Annotated in this window: 19 protein-coding genes; 9 read left to right on the top strand and 10 right to left on the bottom strand. The window is 35.1% G+C overall.

Annotated features, from left to right (window positions below; genetic code table 11):
* Positions 1-4 precede the first annotated feature (4 nt).
* From ACYH9I_RS06395 to fliF, 7 genes are all read right to left on the bottom strand, one after another.
* A complete protein-coding gene (locus tag ACYH9I_RS06395) occupies positions 5-472 on the bottom strand; it encodes a flagellar basal body-associated FliL family protein (protein ID WP_483559736.1) in 468 nt (155 codons plus the stop codon).
* A 180-nt stretch (positions 473-652) separates the two neighbouring features.
* On the bottom strand, positions 653-1,837 hold the full coding sequence (locus ACYH9I_RS06400) for a flagellar hook-length control protein FliK (RefSeq protein WP_483559737.1): 1,185 nt from the start codon (positions 1,835-1,837) through the stop codon (positions 653-655).
* Positions 1,827-2,288, bottom strand: a complete 462-nt coding sequence (gene fliJ, locus ACYH9I_RS06405) for a flagellar export protein FliJ (RefSeq protein WP_091347862.1) — start codon at positions 2,286-2,288, stop codon at positions 1,827-1,829. Before fliJ ends, ACYH9I_RS06400 begins: the two co-directional genes overlap by 11 nt.
* Before the next feature lie 12 nt (positions 2,289-2,300).
* On the bottom strand, positions 2,301-3,644 hold the full coding sequence (fliI, locus tag ACYH9I_RS06410; protein WP_483559819.1) for a flagellar protein export ATPase FliI: 1,344 nt from the start codon (positions 3,642-3,644) through the stop codon (positions 2,301-2,303).
* Positions 3,645-3,675: 31 nt separating this feature from the next.
* Positions 3,676-4,464 carry a flagellar assembly protein FliH gene (locus tag ACYH9I_RS06415; protein ID WP_483559739.1) on the bottom strand — a complete coding sequence of 263 codons (789 nt, stop codon included), beginning with the start codon at positions 4,462-4,464 and terminating at the stop codon, positions 3,676-3,678.
* On the bottom strand, positions 4,451-5,449 hold the full coding sequence (fliG, locus tag ACYH9I_RS06420) for a flagellar motor switch protein FliG (RefSeq protein WP_483559741.1): 999 nt from the start codon (positions 5,447-5,449) through the stop codon (positions 4,451-4,453). The genes ACYH9I_RS06415 and fliG overlap by 14 nt, the downstream gene beginning before the upstream one ends.
* A complete protein-coding gene (gene fliF / locus ACYH9I_RS06425; RefSeq protein WP_483559742.1) occupies positions 5,446-7,164 on the bottom strand; it encodes a flagellar basal-body MS-ring/collar protein FliF in 1,719 nt (572 codons plus the stop codon). Before fliF ends, fliG begins: the two co-directional genes overlap by 4 nt.
* Positions 7,165-7,338: 174 nt before the next feature.
* Between fliF and fliE the strand changes: the two genes are divergently transcribed.
* Positions 7,339-7,650 carry a flagellar hook-basal body complex protein FliE gene (fliE, locus tag ACYH9I_RS06430; protein ID WP_483559744.1) on the top strand — a complete coding sequence of 104 codons (312 nt, stop codon included), beginning with the start codon at positions 7,339-7,341 and terminating at the stop codon, positions 7,648-7,650.
* A 138-nt stretch (positions 7,651-7,788) separates the two neighbouring features.
* On the opposite strand, the gene fliT is transcribed toward fliE, so the two are convergent.
* The 3 genes from fliT to fliD are packed head-to-tail and all read right to left on the bottom strand — an operon-like array spanning position 7,789 to position 9,972.
* Entirely contained in the window at positions 7,789-8,136 is a 348-nt protein-coding gene (gene fliT, locus ACYH9I_RS06435; RefSeq protein ID WP_483559746.1) for a flagellar protein FliT, read from the bottom strand.
* Between the two features lie 12 nt (positions 8,137-8,148).
* Positions 8,149-8,532 (bottom strand): flagellar export chaperone FliS, encoded by a 384-nt coding sequence (gene fliS, locus ACYH9I_RS06440; RefSeq protein WP_483559748.1) that lies wholly within the window; start codon positions 8,530-8,532, stop codon positions 8,149-8,151.
* Between the two features lie 6 nt (positions 8,533-8,538).
* A complete protein-coding gene (fliD, locus tag ACYH9I_RS06445; RefSeq protein ID WP_483559750.1) occupies positions 8,539-9,972 on the bottom strand; it encodes a flagellar filament capping protein FliD in 1,434 nt (477 codons plus the stop codon).
* Between the two features lie 337 nt (positions 9,973-10,309).
* Here fliD and ACYH9I_RS06450 point away from each other — a divergent pair, with 337 nt between their 5' ends.
* From ACYH9I_RS06450 to flgL, 8 genes are all read left to right on the top strand, one after another.
* On the top strand, positions 10,310-11,122 hold the full coding sequence (locus tag ACYH9I_RS06450) for a flagellin N-terminal helical domain-containing protein (protein ID WP_483559752.1): 813 nt from the start codon (positions 10,310-10,312) through the stop codon (positions 11,120-11,122).
* A 177-nt stretch (positions 11,123-11,299) separates the two neighbouring features.
* Entirely contained in the window at positions 11,300-12,016 is a 717-nt protein-coding gene (locus ACYH9I_RS06455) for an RNA polymerase sigma factor FliA (RefSeq protein ID WP_483559754.1), read from the top strand.
* A gap of 190 nt (positions 12,017-12,206) precedes the next feature.
* Complete coding sequence (gene flhD, locus ACYH9I_RS06460) at positions 12,207-12,527, top strand: flagellar transcriptional regulator FlhD (protein WP_483559821.1); 321 nt, start codon at positions 12,207-12,209, stop codon at positions 12,525-12,527.
* 13 nt (positions 12,528-12,540) lie between these two features.
* Entirely contained in the window at positions 12,541-13,146 is a 606-nt protein-coding gene (flhC, locus tag ACYH9I_RS06465) for a flagellar transcriptional regulator FlhC (RefSeq protein ID WP_483559755.1), read from the top strand.
* Positions 13,147-13,206: 60 nt separating this feature from the next.
* Positions 13,207-14,094 carry a flagellar motor stator protein MotA gene (gene motA / locus ACYH9I_RS06470; protein WP_483559757.1) on the top strand — a complete coding sequence of 296 codons (888 nt, stop codon included), beginning with the start codon at positions 13,207-13,209 and terminating at the stop codon, positions 14,092-14,094.
* Entirely contained in the window at positions 14,094-14,987 is an 894-nt protein-coding gene (motB, locus tag ACYH9I_RS06475) for a flagellar motor protein MotB (RefSeq protein WP_091347911.1), read from the top strand. The genes motA and motB overlap by 1 nt, the downstream gene beginning before the upstream one ends.
* A gap of 149 nt (positions 14,988-15,136) precedes the next feature.
* Entirely contained in the window at positions 15,137-16,780 is a 1,644-nt protein-coding gene (flgK, locus tag ACYH9I_RS06480) for a flagellar hook-associated protein FlgK (protein ID WP_483559759.1), read from the top strand.
* 22 nt (positions 16,781-16,802) lie between these two features.
* A complete protein-coding gene (flgL, locus tag ACYH9I_RS06485) occupies positions 16,803-17,759 on the top strand; it encodes a flagellar hook-associated protein FlgL (protein WP_091347916.1) in 957 nt (318 codons plus the stop codon).
* Positions 17,760-18,024 lie beyond the last annotated feature (265 nt).

Genomic DNA, 18,024 nt, shown 5'->3' on the forward strand with positions numbered 1-18,024 from the left:
TTAATCACCGTATAATAAAATCAGTAAATAGCACTTCATCAATCTTTACAAAATGCTTTGCATTATATTGTCGTGATAAGGCATTTTTTATCTGTTCTTGTAAATCAATTTTACCTATTTCTTGCTTCAGAGTATTAACATACTGTTTTGAAGTTAAAAGCAGAACGTTATTTCTTACTTCGGGTAAATAATCTAATAGTACTGTTTTTTGATTTTCATTCGCTACGCGCAAAACGACACCAATATAAAGGGTTTTGTTGATGTCTAGATGTTCTTCCGAAGCGGGTAATGAAATAGTAAATGGTTTTAATGTTATAAATACAGGGGATGTGACTTCGGGCTCTTCAGGCTCTTTAGTTGTGTTTTGTGAACTATTTTGAAACCATAAATAAGCTGCGACGCCTATCGCTAATAGCGTAATAAGAATAAGAACTAAATTTACAATACTTGATTTTTTTTTTGTTGTTGGCATATTTATTCTTGTCTCTATAATATTTTAAAGGATCTATAATCCATTTAGTTGCTATAGTGGCAAGAATGATAGATCATATTTTTAAAATCGATTTGAAGAATAGGCAATAAAACATCACCTATTTAAGCGCTTTACTTTATTTAGATTTAAAAATTGACCAATAAATAACGATTTTAATCGTTAAGCAAGAATACTAAGCCCTGATCTAAGTGAGCGATGTTCTAATAAGATTGGTTCCATATGCTCATCGGTTGCATCAAGCGATATCACCTTCTGTGATTGGTTATTTTGGGATTGTTGGTGCATGGCTGATTGCTGCGAATCGTTCATCATTGAAAAATCACCAATATTAGCTTGTTCTAGTGTGATGCCTTGATCTTCTAATGATACCTTTAAAAAAGGCAATGCTGATTCTAACATACCTTTAACAACATGATGAGCTGCCATCATGTGGAGGTTCATTTTATCATCATTCATTTCAAGTTTAATGTGCAATGCACCTAATTCTTGTGGATGTAATTTTATTTCGGCAGTTTGAATGCTTTGGCGGTTAAACATAATAATTTGTTCAGCTAATGATGTTTGCCATTGTGTGATATTTACTTGCGTTGGCAAGTGTATTGACGTTGTAGCTAATGTTGTACTCGCATGCGTTGGCGATAATAACAGGCTTTGTCCATTATTGGTATTATTTGTCAAAAATGAGTCTTGATTTGTGTTCATGATGGCATCTTTATTGCGATTAGTGGTAATAAATTGACTTTGAAAAGTCGCCATTTTGTGCATCATATTATTAGCATATTGCTTATGGCTTGTTGGATTTGCATTAAAATTAATGTCATCGTCAATTGTTGATACTTGTTGATGAGCAAGTCCCGATTTTGCTTCTTTTTTATTTGTTAATGATATAACGTCGTTTTGCGAGGTTACGTTATTAATTAAGTTTTCGCTGTCATAAATAGAAGAAAGTAACTGGGTTGCCTGCTCATTGATTGGTTTTTCTGGTAATAAATTATCCAATAAATCACTATGTAAATCGGTCGTTACCAATGGAGTTTGTTCGATTGATGTATCGCTATGTTGTGCACCACCAATCAAAGCTAAATTTGTTTGTTCTGGCGTTGCTATATTAAAAGGGTGAATAGCTGTGATAACTATATCGACATCGTTGCCGTTTTCTTCGTGTGCATCATCAGTTCTACCTAATTTTGTGTTAAGGGTTTGTTTGCCTTGTTCTGTTTGATTTTCACTGAGTCGCAATAATTGTTGAAAGCCATCATTATCGTTAGCCATCACATCTGTTTCAACAAGTTCTGACTGACGTGAAGAGGTCAGGTTCAAATCATTAATCAGATTAATATTCATTTAATATTCTCCTTGCTAATTGTAGCTGTGCAAATTCATCTGTCAGTTTTTGTTGTAAACGATTTTGTTGACGTAAATACTGGTTATGCTGTTTATTTAGTAAAGTGCTATAAGTGTTTAAGCTCTTTTGTGATTGATTAAGATTTTTTATAATTTGCTTTTGTTTGATATCTAACGATAACAACAACTTTTTTTGTTGTTCGATTCCTTGCTCAATAGAAGCAATAAACAATGTAAAATTGTTTAACTCACTGCCTTTTATACCTTCAGATAAGGCTGAGTTTAATTTTTGTTGATATTCAGCATAATAATTAGTTAAGACATTAAGTTGTGATTGTGCATTTTGCTGATTTTCATTCGCTTTTTTGAGCTTTATTAAGTAATCGTCGACCGACTTTTGTGCCAGTTTTTTTAATGTGGTAAAAGCAATTTTTGATGAATTTTTATTCATTGCGCAGTGTTCCTAACGAGCTAATTGCGGTTCAACAATGGCCGCTAATTGTTGATAGGCATCTTGGTAACTGCAGTGTTCGTCAATACCTTGTTGTAAAAATTTTTGCATAGTGGGGTATAGGGTTATCGCTTTATCCAATAATGGATCAGTACCTGCTACATAAGCACCAACATTGATTAAATCGCGGTTTCGTTGAAAGCTTGAAAACAGTTGTTTAAATAATCGCGATTTTTTTTCGTCTTCTGGTGCAGTAAGTTCAGTCATTACTCGACTAATTGAGGCTTCAATATCAATGGCCGGATAGTGTCCTGACTCGGCAAGTGCTCGTGATAATACAATATGCCCATCTAAAATGGCGCGAGCAGAATCGGCAATCGGATCTTGTTGATCGTCACCTTCAGTCAATACAGTGTAAAAGGCAGTAATAGCGCCTTTGCCGCTATCATCATTGCCGGCTCTTTCAACGAGCGCAGGCAATTTTGCAAATACTGAGGGTGGATAGCCTTTAGTTGCTGGAGGCTCGCCGATTGCTAAGGCGATTTCTCGTTGTGCCATTGCATAACGTGTTAATGAGTCCATAATCAATAAAACGTTAAAACCTTGATCACGAAAGCTTTCGGCAATTCTAGTAGCATAGGCTGCGCCTTGTAAGCGCAATAAAGGAGATACATCGGCAGGAGCAGCAACAACAACAGCTCGGGCTAAGCCTTCTTCGCCTAAAATATTTTCGATAAAGTCTTTCACTTCTCGCCCCCGTTCACCAATCAAGCCAACGACGATAATGTCTGCCTGTGTGTAACGCGCCATCATACCAAGTAAAACACTTTTACCCACGCCCGATCCGGCAAATAACCCCATCCGTTGCCCTTGCCCTATGGTTAACAAAGCATTTATCGCTCTTACACCAACATCTAATACTTGGTGAATCGGTGTGCGTTGCAATGGATTAAGTGATTTGCTGGCTAACCCTGCATGTTCAATATGTTCTGGTAGTGGTTTGCCATCTAGTGGTTTACCCATGGCATCAACCACTCGCCCTAATAACCCCATGCCTACAGGCAATACTTTATGGCTAAAGTGTGTTAGATCATATTGTTCGGTGTAAACTCGTGCGCCTAATAAAATGCCGTCCGTTGATTCAAAGGGCATTAAATAAAGCGTTTGGTCGTTAAAACCAACTACTTCACATTCAACAGGCTCAATTCGCCCTTCTGTTTGCCGTTCGACCAAGCAGTTAGATCCTAATGGTAATTTTAATCCTATCGCTTCAAGAACTAATCCAGATGCTTTGACTAAACGTCCATATTGGCGAATTAAAGATAAGGACTCAAGCTTCTGTGTTGCTTGGTTAATTTTATCCGACCATGAAGAGGAGTATTTCACGTTAATGATTATCCCTTTGTAAACAGTCAGACATAATTTGCCAATGGTTATTGACACTAGCATCGATTTCATTGGTATTAGTCAAAATTTTGCACCCCCCTATTTCAATATTGGGGTCAGCAATAAGTTGCCAGCGATATTGTTGGTTTTCTTCATTTAGCATGGGTTCTAACCATTGTAAATCGGTTGGGTTAAGGTGTAACGACATAGGTTCGGACAAAATTGAACACTGTTCAACTAATGTTTGTATCGTATGAATTAACTGTTTTTGTTTTACTTTAGCAATACTGCCTACTGTTTTTTGTGCAGCAATTAACGCTAAATCAAATAATTTAGGTACGATTAACTCATCAATATCATTAATTGATTGCTGAAAATTACTGATTAAATTGGTGATAGCATGAACAGCTTTGCATTTTTCATCATTAAGTTGTTGTTCAATTTGCTTTCGCCCTTCTTGTTGCCCAAGAAGATACCCTTGTTCATAGCCCGCTCGTTTGCCTTCCTCAAAACCTGCTTCACGACCTAAATTAAACCCCTCCTGATAGGCTTGTGCTTCAACTTCTTGCTTTAGTTGTTCCAATGTTTGTTGAGTTTCAGCAAGCTCTGAGCTTACGGTGTTTAGTTCTGGTTGTGAATCCAACTCAGGTTCAAGATCAGGCTGTGATTCGTTAACCTCGGTCTGTACTATTTCGTTACTTTCGCTCTGGTTTGCTAGCGTACTTGCAGCCAAGTCACGAAAGTCTAGCGGTTTCCAGTTTAATCCATCCGGTTGGTTATACGTATTCATCATCACCACTAGTTAAAATCATTTCGCCACTTTCTGCTAATCGACGCGCAATAACCAAAATTTTCTTCTGCTCTGTTTCAACTTGTGATAAGCGCACTGGTGGTCTATTTTCAAGATCTTCGCGTAAAATCGACGCAGCACGTTGGGACATGTTGCTTAATAGTTTGTCACGTAGTGCCGTCGATGCGCCTTTTAATGCAATGATTAATACTTCATTATCGACTTCTTTAAGTAGACGTTGGATACTTCTATCATCAACTTCAACAAGATTTTCAAACAAGAACATTTCATCAATAATTTTCTGTGCAAGTTCGCCATCATAATCACGTAATGCACTGATAACCAACTCTTCTTGTTGCGATTTCATTAAGTTAATAATTTCAGCCGCTGTGCGGATTCCACCCATATTATTCAATTTGATATTTTGACCATGTAATAACGTTGATAATGACGCCGACAAGACTTTAAGTGCCGATGGCTCAACACCTCCAAAAGTGGCAATTCGCAACATAACATCATTACGTAATTCGTCATCAAATAGGTTGAGAATTTCGGCCGCTAGATCACGGTTTAAATGTACCAATATCGTTGCAATAATTTGTGGGTGCTCTTTTTTAACAAGATCAACCGCTCGTGCGGCATCAACAAAGTTTAGCATTTCAAGACCATCCGTTGCTTCTTCGCGATCAGTATTTAATAGATCATCAAGTAAGCGTTCGGTTTTTTCGCTACCAATGGATTTTTCAAGTATTGAACGTAAATATCCATCGGTATCGGTATTTAAGGTAGCACAATCATCAAGCGTGCCTTGGCACTCATTAAGTATATTTTTCAACTGTTCTTGAGACAATTGGGGCAACGACATCATTGCGCTACTAATTTGTTGTACTTCTTTCGAACTTAAATACTGCATCACTTTTGCGGCAAGTTCTTCGCCTAATACCATTAATACTGTGGCGGCTTTTTGAGATTCACTTAAATTCATTTTTCTGTGTCCTCCTTACTCATCCAACCACGAATTATCAATGCCATAACACGAGGATCTTTTTCGACAATTTTGCGGATGTATTGCTGTTGCTGCATGTTATCTTCAAATATTTTTTGTTGCTGCTTGCTGTGCGCTTTATAATCTAATTTTTCTTCAACACTAGTTGATGCATTAGTGGTTTTATCACTAAAAATGTGGTACTGCCGTTGTACTTTTATCCACAGTGAATGGAACACTTTGCGCCACAAGAACCAGATAACTAAAATGTAAATCAAGTACTTACCAGCAGTTTTAACCCCTTCGAAAAACTCATGAGTTTGCCAAAACGCTAAGCCGTTGCTTTCGTCCAATTCTTGATCGGTAAATTTTAAGTTGGCGACAGTGAGTGAATCACCTCGCAAATCCGAAAATCCCATTGCTTGGCGGGCTAATAGTTCAATATTTTTAAGTTCATCATTATCTAGCTTTACCCACTGCTCAGTGCTGGCTGGTCGTTTGTTGTCGTCAGATTCAGACTCTGCATTATCTGGCTCGATTGTGACAAATTTATAATTCACCAAAACAGCGACAGATAAGCGTTTAATTCGTCCTTCAGGTATTTTACTGTGTATAACTTGTCGGTTTACTTCAAAGTTCACAGTATTATTTGATTGTAAATTGTAAGGCTGTTGTTTATCTGCCTTTTCAGTCGATGCGGTTTTTGTTTCGTTTTCATCAATGGGTGCGCTAGATGTCGGTACAGGTTGATTAGATAGTGCACCAGGCACTCCGCCAATACCGTAGCTTTTAGTTGATTGATGGTTTTCCATTTGTTGCTTACTACGAATTGTTTGATTCGCAATATCACTATTAGGATCATAAGTTTCTGATGTCGATTCTTGTCGGCTAAAGTCGACATCGGCATTGACTTGTACTTTAACATTATTTTTACCTAAAATAGGTGTGATAATTTTTTCTACTCGCTGACGAATACTGTTTTCAATCCGCTCACTAAATTCGAGTTGAGCCACATTGGTATTTCTATCTCGGTAGCCTTCTCCGGTTAATAGGTGACCATGCTGATCAATAATGGTTACTTTATCTGCTTGTAATTCTGGCACACTACTTGAAATTAAGTGAATAATGGCATCGATTTGGCCTTGTGATAAAGTTCGCCCTGGTAGTAATGTTAATGCGACCGAAGCTGAGGGAAATTTTCGCTCGCGAACAAATAACGACGGTTTAGGCATTGCTAAGTGCACTCTCGCATCATCAATACTACTGATAATAGATATTGTTCGGGATAATTCGCCTTCTAATGCTCGCTGATAATTGATTTGTTCATTGAATTGGCTCATACCAAAGCTTTCTTTATCAAGCAATTCAAAACCGACTGATCCGCCTTTAGGTAATCCCTGTTGTGCAATACGTAAACGCGTGTCATAAACTTTGTCTTGTGGAATTAAGATAGCTGAGCCAGAAGCAGAAAATTGATAAGGAATATTCATCTTATCAAGCTGACTAATAATTTCGCCACCATCTTTATCACTTAAATTACTGAATAAAACACTATATGATTCATCTTTAGCCCATAAATAGATAAAACTAATCATCGCTATCATAATGACACCAGCAATTAACAATGCCATTTTTGTGTTTTGTTTTAACTGATTTGCAAAGGGTAACTTATTGAATAGTGATTCACCTTTGTTATTGACTGTTTGACTAGTCATAGACATCCTAATTCTAAACTATTTAGATTAACTCGGTGGTTATTATCCATGTATTTAAAAAATTCAATGGCGAGAAAAGCGTGCAGTTTTTCCCTTACTTAACCTCTTTGCTTTTTTATTTTTATGATAAATTTAACAATACATTGACAAAAAACAAAAGAAACAACTATCAAAATGAATACAATCAATATGTTAAATTCAGTTGAGCTAACACATTTAAATCAATCGGCATCCACTTCAAAAAAAACGCATGTTGCGGATAACACAAGCTTTGGTTCAGAACTAAAAACGGCTTTAGACAAGATCAGCCAACTGCAAATACAAGCAAACCAGCAATCCAAAGCATTTGAAATGGGCGATGCGGATGTTTCATTAAATGAGGTAATGGTTAATATGCAAAAATCATCGGTTTCATTGCAGTTTGGTATTCAAGTACGCAATAAACTGGTTGCAGCTTATCAAGAAATTATGAATATGAATGTCTAATTAATTGAACTCACTCGTATTAATAATACGGATGCTAAAAATTAATTACGTATTAATTGAAGTCATTGAACAGAAACCTTAGCTTGAACCTAATATAATTTACAGGGTTCAAGCCAAGCAATCCACAAACTTACATTGTTACATTAAGTTGGCTATTTTTTGATAGTTATCGATTTTATTTTGATGATCGACATGTTTACCAATCCACTCTCGAAGCTGTGAATGACGTGTCATAATCAATTGGGTTAATTGTTGTTGATAACTAAGTATGTTTTTTATATACATTCGCACAATATCTTGATGTTTCAAGGGCATGTTTTCAATTGCTGTAAAATCATCGACCAGCATAATACCTTTTGATAATTGAAGATATTTATTTTGCCAACTCAACAATAAATCCCAGTTTTCATCCCTTGCGTTAATCAACATTTGTTCAACAACATAATTAAATTGTTCGTATTGTTCTAATAATTTACTTCCTTTCATAATCACCCTTTTTTATTTTGCAATTTCTCGCCAAGATTCGGCAATATTGTTTAACAAATCGTAACAAGATTGCAGTTTTTCTTTATCGTTATGTAAATTGGCTAAAACTAACTGTTGACTAATATAGTGATAAAGACGATCTAAATTTTCTGCGATTTCCCCCCCCTTTTCTAAATCTAAACAGCCTTTAAGACCATTATCAACAATGTTAATTGCTTTAGAAATTGCTGTGCCTTTACCAGCAATATTACCTTTTTGAAGATATAAGCTCGCTAAGCGAATTGCCTGTAATGCACCATCAAATAATAATACAATCAATTGATGGGGCGAAGCTTGGCTAACACGTGTTTCTAAATTTACTTGCTCATAGGCTTTAGAACCTAACTGATACATCATTCCCCTCTATTTTTTTAAGTTTGCCATCATGTCAAATTGTGTTGTTAAATAATTACTCATACTATCTAATGAGTTAATTAAGATATCTAATTTAGTAAATTGAACTCGGTAACGTTCAACAGTTTGCTCAATAGAGCTACTTACTTGTTCATGACGTTTATCTAATGACTTTAACGTAGAATTTAAGCCATTGGTTGCCGAATCAATCATGCCATCGCTATCAATAAATCCACTCACTTTGGTAAAAACCTCATTAGCTATCCCCGTCGTTTTACCATCACCAATAAATAATGTTGCAACAGCGTCACTATTTTCATTAAGTGCCTTTTTTAGCTCATTTTCTTTGACCGTTAGCTGACCACTTTTATCCATGGTAATACCAATTTGCGACAATACTGAAAACTCGCCCGCTTGTCCTTTGGCAAAGATTGAACGAATACTCTGGTCAATATTACGTAGCGTTGAATCACCAATCAAAGGGCCATTACTACTGTTTAATTCGTTAGAGTTAGTCTCTCCTGCGGTGAATTTGGTTAGCGTTGACATGGTTGTTTGCAGTTGATTAAAGGCTTCAACCCATTCTTTAATGGCCTCTTCTGCCTTTTCGTTATCTGCACTTATGGTAAGGTTTTGGCTGGTTGTTGTGGTTGCTTTTAATGTTATATCAACACCGGCAACAACCTCTTTGACGGTATTAGAACTACTTGTGATGGCAATACCATTAAACGTCAATTTAGCATCTTGCGCTTTTGCCACTTCAGTCATATGACTATTACTAGGCTGATTAATATCAAATCCAATGATATTATTTAATTTATCATCGTCTGACGAAATTGATGTAATGGTTTGCTTTTCACCCGTTTCTTTCGAGGTAATCACTAATTGGTAATTATCTGATCCAGAACGAACAACAGCGGCATTCATTGTTGAAGGGATTTTTTTGCCATCCTCATTAATCACTTCGGCATTATTAATGGCGTTAGCTATTGCTTCTAACGATGTTTCATCTTTAGATAACGTTACATTAAGCTTGTCACCATTCGCCTGTTCAATAGTGATGGTTCGTGTTTCATTATCATTACCTAATGGCGCATTTTTGTCGTTGATTACCGATGTTGAAACACTATGCGATGTCGCCAATTGATCAACCGTCACAGCATAATCGCCTAAAACCGCTTTGCTATTTGTCTTTACTGAAAAATAATCGTTATTACCTGTCGCTATACGGCTTTGAAATAACTCTTTTTTTTGAAGTTTTGCCGTTGCTGTATTAAATGTTGTCAATGCACTTTTTAATTTACCAAAACCACTAATTTTTGCATTAATCGCTTTTTGTTGTGTGGTAATGGGTGTTAAGCGTGTTTTTTCAGCCGCTTCTAATTGCTTTAAAATTTCACCAAGATCGATTCCCGAACCTATTCCTAATGCGCTCATTGCCATGATTTAGTCTGCCTATAACAAATTATTTAATAGTTTGTATATCGGCTAACCTTGCTAAAAGTTTAGTTATCATTTCAATATTTATTTAATAAGCAATAAAGTTACTATTTTTTGCGCAAAAACAATTATTAAAAAATTAATTAATAAAATTTATAATCAAATGATTTATTTGAATATAATTGTTTTATTTTTACTAAATGGCTTTATTTTTTAAAATATAATCATTAAAAATATTAAAGTTCCTAATTTTTCTACCGATAAGTTATTCATCAGCAAAAATGTTGAAACAAATTTCAATATCTAGTTGATTTTAATGTTTATATTATCGGAGATAAAAATGGCACAAGTAATTAATACTAATACAATGTCTTTAATGGCAAAAAACAACCTAAACAATTCTCAAAGCGTTCTTAGCACATCTATCGAGCGCCTTTCATCAGGTATGCGTATTAACAGCGCAAAAGACGATGCAGCAGGTCAAGCAATCGCTAACCGTTTTTCATCAAACATCAAAGGGTTAACGCAAGCTGCTCGTAATGCAAATGATGGTATTTCACTTGCACAAACAACAGAAGGTGCATTAAACGAAATCAACAACAACGTACAACGTATTCGTGAATTAACCGTTCAAGCAGCAAATGGCACTAACTCTGAAAGCGATCTAGTATCAATTCAAAACGAAATCGATCAACGTTTAGATGAAATCGATCGTGTTTCTAAACAAACTGATTTCAATGGTTCTAAAGTATTATCTGAAGATAAAACCCTTAAAATTCAAGTAGGCGCAAACGACGGCGAAACCATTGAAATCAATTTGAAAAAAATTGATAGCACTGAACTTGGTTTAAATGCATTTAATGTATCAAGTTCACCAACAGCAGATCCATTAAAAACAATTGATGCTGCATTATCAAAAATTGATGCATTACGAGGACAACTTGGTGCGGTGCAAAACCGTTTCGAATCAACAGTAACCAACATTAACAATACTGTAAATAACCTAAGTTCTGCACGTAGCCGTATTGAAGATGCGGATTATGCAACAGAAGTATCAAACATGACTCGTGGTCAAATTTTACAACAAGCAGGTACATCTGTATTAGCACAAGCTAACCAAGTACCACAATCAGTACTTTCTTTATTACAATAATTCTGATTATCTATTTTTGATCATTCTACCTTTGTCATATAGCTATAACGGTATTTTTATAATGCCGTTATGGCTAATAATGATAATTAACTATTTTTTATCCCGTTATTCTGCCCATTAAATTCACCAACTATCGTCATAATACTGTGAAGCATTTTTATAGCATTGGTTCAAAAAATGGATAATAGCTTATATAACTCACAGGGTGTAATAAACCAAATCGATTGGAAACAATATATTCATTTGGTTCGCAATGAAGCGTTAAAATTAGCGGTTCGTTTACCTGCAACGGTTGAACTTGATGATTTATTACAAGTTGGCTATATCGGTTTATTAGACTCAATAAAACGTTATGACATCTCTCAAGGTAATACGTTTGCCACCTTTGCCATACCAAGAATTAAAGGCGCCATGCTTGATGAACTACGCAGCCGTGATTGGTTACCAAGGCAAACTCGAAAAAAAATAAAAGATGTCACAACTGCAATGAATGAATTAGAACAGAAGTTAGGTACACCACCTAATGATGAGCAAATTGCCCAATATTTACAATTGCCTATTAGTGAATACCACAAAATTTTATTAGATTCAAATACTAGCCAAATATGCTCATACGATGAAATTCATAAGAAATTGGGTGATAACATTGATTCCATTATTGAATATGAAGAAGATAATAATCCTTTTTTGACCATAATAGATGAGGAAATTCGTAATACCATTATCCGCCAAATTGAAAACTTACCAGAAAAGGAAAAACTTGTTTTATCACTTTATTACCAAGAAGATCTCAATTTAAAAGAGATCGGTAATGTAATGAATATTAGTGAATCAAGAGTGAGCCAATTGCATAGCCAAGCAATAAAAAGAATACAAAGTAAGGTTACTTTTTAGAAACAATAAAAAAAGAAATTAAATAAAGTGTAATCAATCGAAAATAAATTGAAATGATTTTTTTATTGACCTTTTCAATTTAAAAATGTAATTTTAAGCGAAAAAAAATAATTTCTTTTTTAATTTTACCTGTTTTTCGTTTTTTTACACGAAAAATAATAAAGATAAATTGGTGACTAAATTGGGCAATATATTAGATGACGATGTTCTTAAGTGTATACATCATTTGAATCTGTCAACTTTACTGTTAAGTCAGAAAATGATTGAAAAAGATAAAGTGATGGCAATGTATCGATTGGGAATTGATGAAGAAACGGCAGATATACTTAGCGGTTTAAGTACCTCTCAAATGTTGGTTTTATCAGAAACAAATCAATTAATATTTCGACTACGATTTGAAAATGCAGAAATGATGAAAAAACTAACAGAAGAATCCCGCGTTAGAGATATAAAACAGATGCATACAGGCATTCTTTTATCAAGTTTGCTATTAGATTCAATCAATAAATAGCTAAGGAACTAACATGACAGGTACAAGTATTATTCAGAAATATCAAGAAACCCAACTTGCTATCAAATTAATTTCTCTTGGTGGAAGAATCCAAATGTTGGAAAGTGAAACTAATTTGAGTCGAAATAAATTAATAAAACTTTATAAAGAGATTCAAGGTTGTCCACCACCTAAAGGTTTATTGCCTTTTTCAACCTCATGGTTTATGACATGGGAACCGAATATTCATGCTAGCATTTTCTATAATGCTTACTCTTTTTTAGTTAGAAATGGCTTAAAGTCAGGCATTCAAACGATCTTAAAAGCCTATCAACTTTATTTAGAACAATGCCAAGTTTCACATAAAGATGAACCTATTTTAGGCTTAACCAGAGCTTGGATTTTAGTCAAATTTGTCGAAAAAAATATCATGCAACAATCATGTTGTACGGTATGTGGTGGGCTTTTTATTACGCACGCTTATCACCCACAAAATACGTTTACATGCAGTTTATGTCAACCGCCGTCAAGAGCAGATAAGAATAATAAAACCAAAAAAGAAAATGACGAAAAATGCCTGAAAGTATTATCAAAACAAAGTCATTTAAACTCATCAGTTTCACACCAGATAACTGCTTGAATAAATATTAAAAATAGTAAATCAATTTAACTGTTATTTTATAGATAAAGAAGAAAGTCAATGCTAATAATTATAGGGTATATTGTCGTTATCGCCTCTGCACTACTGGGTTATGTACTAAGTGGCGGTTATTTAGCCGTGCTGTTTCAACCACTTGAATTGTTAATTATTGGTGGTGCTGCTATTGGTGCTTTTATTGTCAGTAATGAACAAAAAACAATAAAAGCCACACTCAAAGCGTTAGGGCAATTATTTAAAACATCTAAATATAATAAAAACCTGTATCTAACACTGATCAATTTAATGTATAGCATTTTGACAAAGATCCGCCAAAGTGGAGGGTTATCTATTGAAGCAGATATTGATAATCCGCAGGAAAGTGAATTGTTTAAACAGTATCCATTAATTTTAGCTAATCCGAGAATCTGCGATTTTATTACTGATTACTTACGACTGATGATTAGTGGCAATATGGATGTATTTGAAATTGAAACACTAATGAGTGAAGAAATTGAAACATTCGTCCATGAACTTGAAAAGCCTGTTGATGCTATTTCGGGAATTGGTGATGGCTTACCGGCGTTTGGGATTGTTGCAGCTGTAATGGGCGTTATAAATACACTTGCGCAAGCGGATAGGCCAGCAAGTGAACTTGGAGAGCTTATTGCCCATGCGATGGTCGGAACTTTTTTAGGGATCTTACTTGCTTATGGATTTGTTTCGCCACTAGCCGCCTTATTAAAGCAAAGAAATGCTGATATGGTCAAAATCCTAGAGTGTACAAAAGTGATACTTATTGCCAGTATGCATGATTATTCACCGCAAATTTGTATTGAATTTGGACGAAAAACGCTATTTTCTCATGAAAGACCATCATTCTTTGAATTGGAAAAATATATCCAAGAAATTAAAGATAAAAATCTCAATAAAAACGAAAATAATCAGTAATGAAAGATAAATCTGTAAGAATAATTATTAAGAAAAAATCAGGTCATGGCGGTGGTCATCATGGTGGTTCTTGGAAAATTGCTTATGCCGACTTTATGACGGCAATGATGGCTTTATTTTTAGTTATGTGGCTGATTTCGACATCTACACCACAAGAATTAAAAGGTATTGCCGAATATTTTAGAACACCATTAATCCTTGGTCAAAATGGTGGGAAGAATATTAGTGATAGTGAAAGTCCTATTCCCGGTGGTGGCGATGATGTAAGCCAACAAATAGGTGAAGAAAAAAACAGTGTTTCAAACTCATTACACAATGAATTAGAAAAACAACAACTTGAAAAAATACAGCTAATCGAAACAGCAAAAAAAATCTTTGAAATGTTTGAAATCGACCCTCGCTTAAAAAAGTTAGCACCGAATTTGATTGTTGAATTAACTCAAATGGGATTACGAATTCAAATTTTAGCCTCTGACGATAAACCTATGTTTGACGTTGGTAGCACAACGATTGATCCCGATATGCAAGAAATTTTACATGCTTTAGCGCCGATTTTAAATTCATTACCTAATAAAATCACTTTGTCTGGTCATACCGATGAACGCCAATACACAACGGGTGATCGTGGCTACAGTAACTGGGAATTATCAGCAGATAGAGCTAACGCCTCAAGGAGGGAACTCATTGTCGGAGGGTTAGATTCCAACAAAATTATTCGTATTATAGCCTTAGCCGATACCGTTAGTTTAAACAATCCTAACTACAGCAAAGATGCCAACCGACGTATCAGTATCTTAATTTTAAATAAAACTGCACAACAGTATATTGAAGAAGAAAATAACATGACTGGTATCGATTTTTTAAGGCAATCACAACAGCTAAAACCAGAATAACAACCATTTTTAAAAATAGAAATGACATTATTTAAAAATTTTTCGAAATACTCGTAAAAATAATTAAATTTTTGAGAATTTAAGCCGATATAAAAAATAACTTATTTTTAAGTGATGTTATTAACTAAAACGATATTGAGGGGATTTTTATGGCGAATTCATTAATGAATACAGGTATTAGTGGATTGAATGCAGCACAAAATATGCTTAATGTAATTAGCAATAATATCAGTAATGCTCATACAAAAGGCTACAATCGCCAGCAACAAGTTTTAAGCCAAGCCAATGGCACTCAACATAGTTTTGGTTTTGTGGGTAATGGTGTTACTGTCTCATCAGTGAATCGTGCCTTTAACCATTTTGTGGTCGGGCAACTGCGTCAATCACAATCACAAAATGGCGCTATTAAAACGTATTATAACGAATTATCAAAAGTCGATAACCTACTGGCAGAAAACGATAACAGCGTTTCATCACAACTTAACAACCTTTTTGCCAGCTTAAATAAGTTAGCTTCAAATGCTGGCGATGCTTCAACAAAACAAACGGTTATTAGTGATCTTACTTCGTTAACAAATCAATTTAATAAAACAGAAACAAATTTAAAAAATCAAATCGCCAATATTAATACCGAATTAAACACGAATGTCGACAAAGTTAATGCTTACATTCAGCAAATTGCCGAACTCAACCAAAAAATATCAAAACTACAGACAGTAGATGGCGGTAATGAACCCAATGCATTACTTGATCAACGAGATCAACTGGTTAATGATTTAAGTGAAATCATTGGTATTACCGTCACAGAGCAAAATGGGCAATATAATTTGTCGTTAGAAAATGGTTTAAATTTAGTGCAAGGCTCATGTGCTAACGTATTAACCGTACAACCTTCGGCAGATGATCCAGCACTCAATACCATTATTTATACACACCCTTCTGGCGCAACTCAAGAACTGACTAGTCAGAACATCACATCAGGCTCATTAAATGGACTATTAACGTTTCGTGATGGCCCACTAACTGAATCGCGTAATCAACTGGGATTAATTGCTCTCAATTTAGCGGAACGTTTTAATGAAGTGCATATGTCAGGAGTGGATATTCATGGTAATCAGGGCGAAAAACTATTTGATTACAACAAACCAAGTTGTATAACTAACACTAAAAACCAAGGAAATGCCACGGCTAAAATTGAGTTTACATCAGTGACCGAAGTCAAAGCCTCGGATTATAAAATAGAATTCGATGGCAACAATTGGGTTGTAACAAGATTATCTGATCACAAACAAATCACACCTCAAATTGAAGAAGGTAAATTGGTTTTTGATGGCTTATCTATCGAGATAAATGGTAATGCTATGGCAGGCGATTCTTTTATGATTAAACCCGTTGCTGATATTGCCTCATCATTACAGTTATTAGTCAAAGATGTGAATAAACTGGCAACAGGTATTAATGATGATGAAAACGGTGCTGGTGATAACCGTAATGTAGCAAAATTATTAGCTATTCAAAATGAAAAACTAGTGAATGGTACAACGACCTTAAAAAGTGCTTACACAACGTTAGTTAGTTACATCGGCAGTGAAACCCAAACAGCAAAAATTTCTGCACAATCAACAAAAAATATAACCCAACAAATTTACGAACAAAATCAATCAATATCTGGGGTTAATATTGAAGAAGAATATATCTCAATGCAGGTCTATATGCAGTATTACCAAGCCAATGCAAAAGTGATTGATGCCGCCACAACACTATTTGATACCATTTTAGGTTTAACCAAATAATAAAAGGATAAAGGAATAAAAAATGCGCCTTAGCACCAATTCGCTATATCAAAAAAATTTACAAAGTATTTTAAACACCAATAGCAAATGGCAAAAATCGGGTTTACATTTAGCCACTGGCAAGAAGATTTTAACGCCTTCTGATGATCCAATGGGCGTATCACAATCATTAATATTAAAACAAGCCCAAGCACAAAATCAACAGTATCAAGCTACGCGTGAAAGCACCGAAAAAACACTAAGTCGCCAAGATACGCTCTTGTCAGAAGTAAATACCGTTATCCAAACGATCCAAGAAACTTTAGTTTATGCAGCCAATGAAACGTTAAATGAAGAAAACAGACTTGATCTTGCCAATAAATTACAAGGCTTAAAAGATCAACTGCTCGCATTAGCTAACTCAAAAGATACCAATGGCAACTATATTTTTGCCGGTCAAAAAAATGACACACCACCTTTTGTGGTAAGCGAATCTGGAGAAGTGAATTACATCGGCGGAACAACATCAGTAAATGTATTTATTGATGACTCAAGAGAAGTCGCAGCAAGCTTTACTGGTATAAAAGTCTTTATGACTGGGGCAAATGTCAAAAATGCTGATGGTTCACCTGCAGAAAGTAATATTTTTGCAAGCATTGATTATGCGCTTGAAGCGTTAAAAACAGACTTAGATTATGATAATGAAAAAAGCGTTGAAGAATTTAGAACTGGATTATCAAAAGCTCGCAATGGCATCGATAATTCGTTTAGCAATATCTCGACCGTAAGGGCTGAGGGCGGTTCGGTATTAGCCGAAATCGATCGGTTAACCGCACTAGGTGAAACACTAGATATTGAATTTCAAACTCAAATAAGCCAGCTTGAAGATGTCGATTGGTACGATGCTATTTCAGAATATGCGTTACTGCAAGCCAATTTACAAGCGGCACAATATACCTTTATGACAATGCAAAGTATGTCGCTGTTTCAAATGAAATAAAGCGTTGTTATTTTGATTGTGTAATGTGATTTTACCCAAAATCGTCAAAGCGATTCATCCCATCCAAGGAGGCGTAATGCCTCCTTTTTTCTCCTTTTTATGTAAAGTTTGATGAGTGGGGTTATCTTGGATTTTGGGGATGTTTGTTTTTTTATAAAAATATTGCTTACCTTGCGTTGTGGAATAACAAAACCACTCACTGTGATGAATGGTTTTGTTGGTAGTGAATTGCAATGATGTTGCAATAATTAATGCCCGACGCATG

The organism is Gilliamella sp. X-23 (assembly GCF_057063545.1).

What these genes read in the sequence shown, in the direction of transcription:
- motA (WP_483559757.1), top strand. Translation starts at nt 13,207, where the DNA reads ATGCTAATAATTATAGGGTATATTGTCGTTATCGCCTCTGCACTACTG.
- flgK (WP_483559759.1), top strand. Translation starts at nt 15,137, where the DNA reads ATGGCGAATTCATTAATGAATACAGGTATTAGTGGATTGAATGCAGCA.
- fliE (WP_483559744.1), top strand. Translation starts at nt 7,339, where the DNA reads ATGAATACAATCAATATGTTAAATTCAGTTGAGCTAACACATTTAAAT.
- ACYH9I_RS06400 (WP_483559737.1), bottom strand. Translation starts at nt 1,837, where the DNA reads ATGAATATTAATCTGATTAATGATTTGAACCTGACCTCTTCACGTCAG.
- ACYH9I_RS06395 (WP_483559736.1), bottom strand. Translation starts at nt 472, where the DNA reads ATGCCAACAACAAAAAAAAAATCAAGTATTGTAAATTTAGTTCTTATT.
- ACYH9I_RS06415 (WP_483559739.1), bottom strand. Translation starts at nt 4,464, where the DNA reads ATGAATACGTATAACCAACCGGATGGATTAAACTGGAAACCGCTAGAC.
- flgL (WP_091347916.1), top strand. Translation starts at nt 16,803, where the DNA reads ATGCGCCTTAGCACCAATTCGCTATATCAAAAAAATTTACAAAGTATT.
- motB (WP_091347911.1), top strand. Translation starts at nt 14,094, where the DNA reads ATGAAAGATAAATCTGTAAGAATAATTATTAAGAAAAAATCAGGTCAT.
- fliT (WP_483559746.1), bottom strand. Translation starts at nt 8,136, where the DNA reads ATGAAAGGAAGTAAATTATTAGAACAATACGAACAATTTAATTATGTT.
- fliF (WP_483559742.1), bottom strand. Translation starts at nt 7,164, where the DNA reads ATGACTAGTCAAACAGTCAATAACAAAGGTGAATCACTATTCAATAAG.
- flhC (WP_483559755.1), top strand. Translation starts at nt 12,541, where the DNA reads ATGACAGGTACAAGTATTATTCAGAAATATCAAGAAACCCAACTTGCT.
- fliJ (WP_091347862.1), bottom strand. Translation starts at nt 2,288, where the DNA reads ATGAATAAAAATTCATCAAAAATTGCTTTTACCACATTAAAAAAACTG.
- fliG (WP_483559741.1), bottom strand. Translation starts at nt 5,449, where the DNA reads ATGAATTTAAGTGAATCTCAAAAAGCCGCCACAGTATTAATGGTATTA.
- fliD (WP_483559750.1), bottom strand. Translation starts at nt 9,972, where the DNA reads ATGGCAATGAGCGCATTAGGAATAGGTTCGGGAATCGATCTTGGTGAA.
- fliS (WP_483559748.1), bottom strand. Translation starts at nt 8,532, where the DNA reads ATGATGTATCAGTTAGGTTCTAAAGCCTATGAGCAAGTAAATTTAGAA.
- ACYH9I_RS06450 (WP_483559752.1), top strand. Translation starts at nt 10,310, where the DNA reads ATGGCACAAGTAATTAATACTAATACAATGTCTTTAATGGCAAAAAAC.
- ACYH9I_RS06455 (WP_483559754.1), top strand. Translation starts at nt 11,300, where the DNA reads ATGGATAATAGCTTATATAACTCACAGGGTGTAATAAACCAAATCGAT.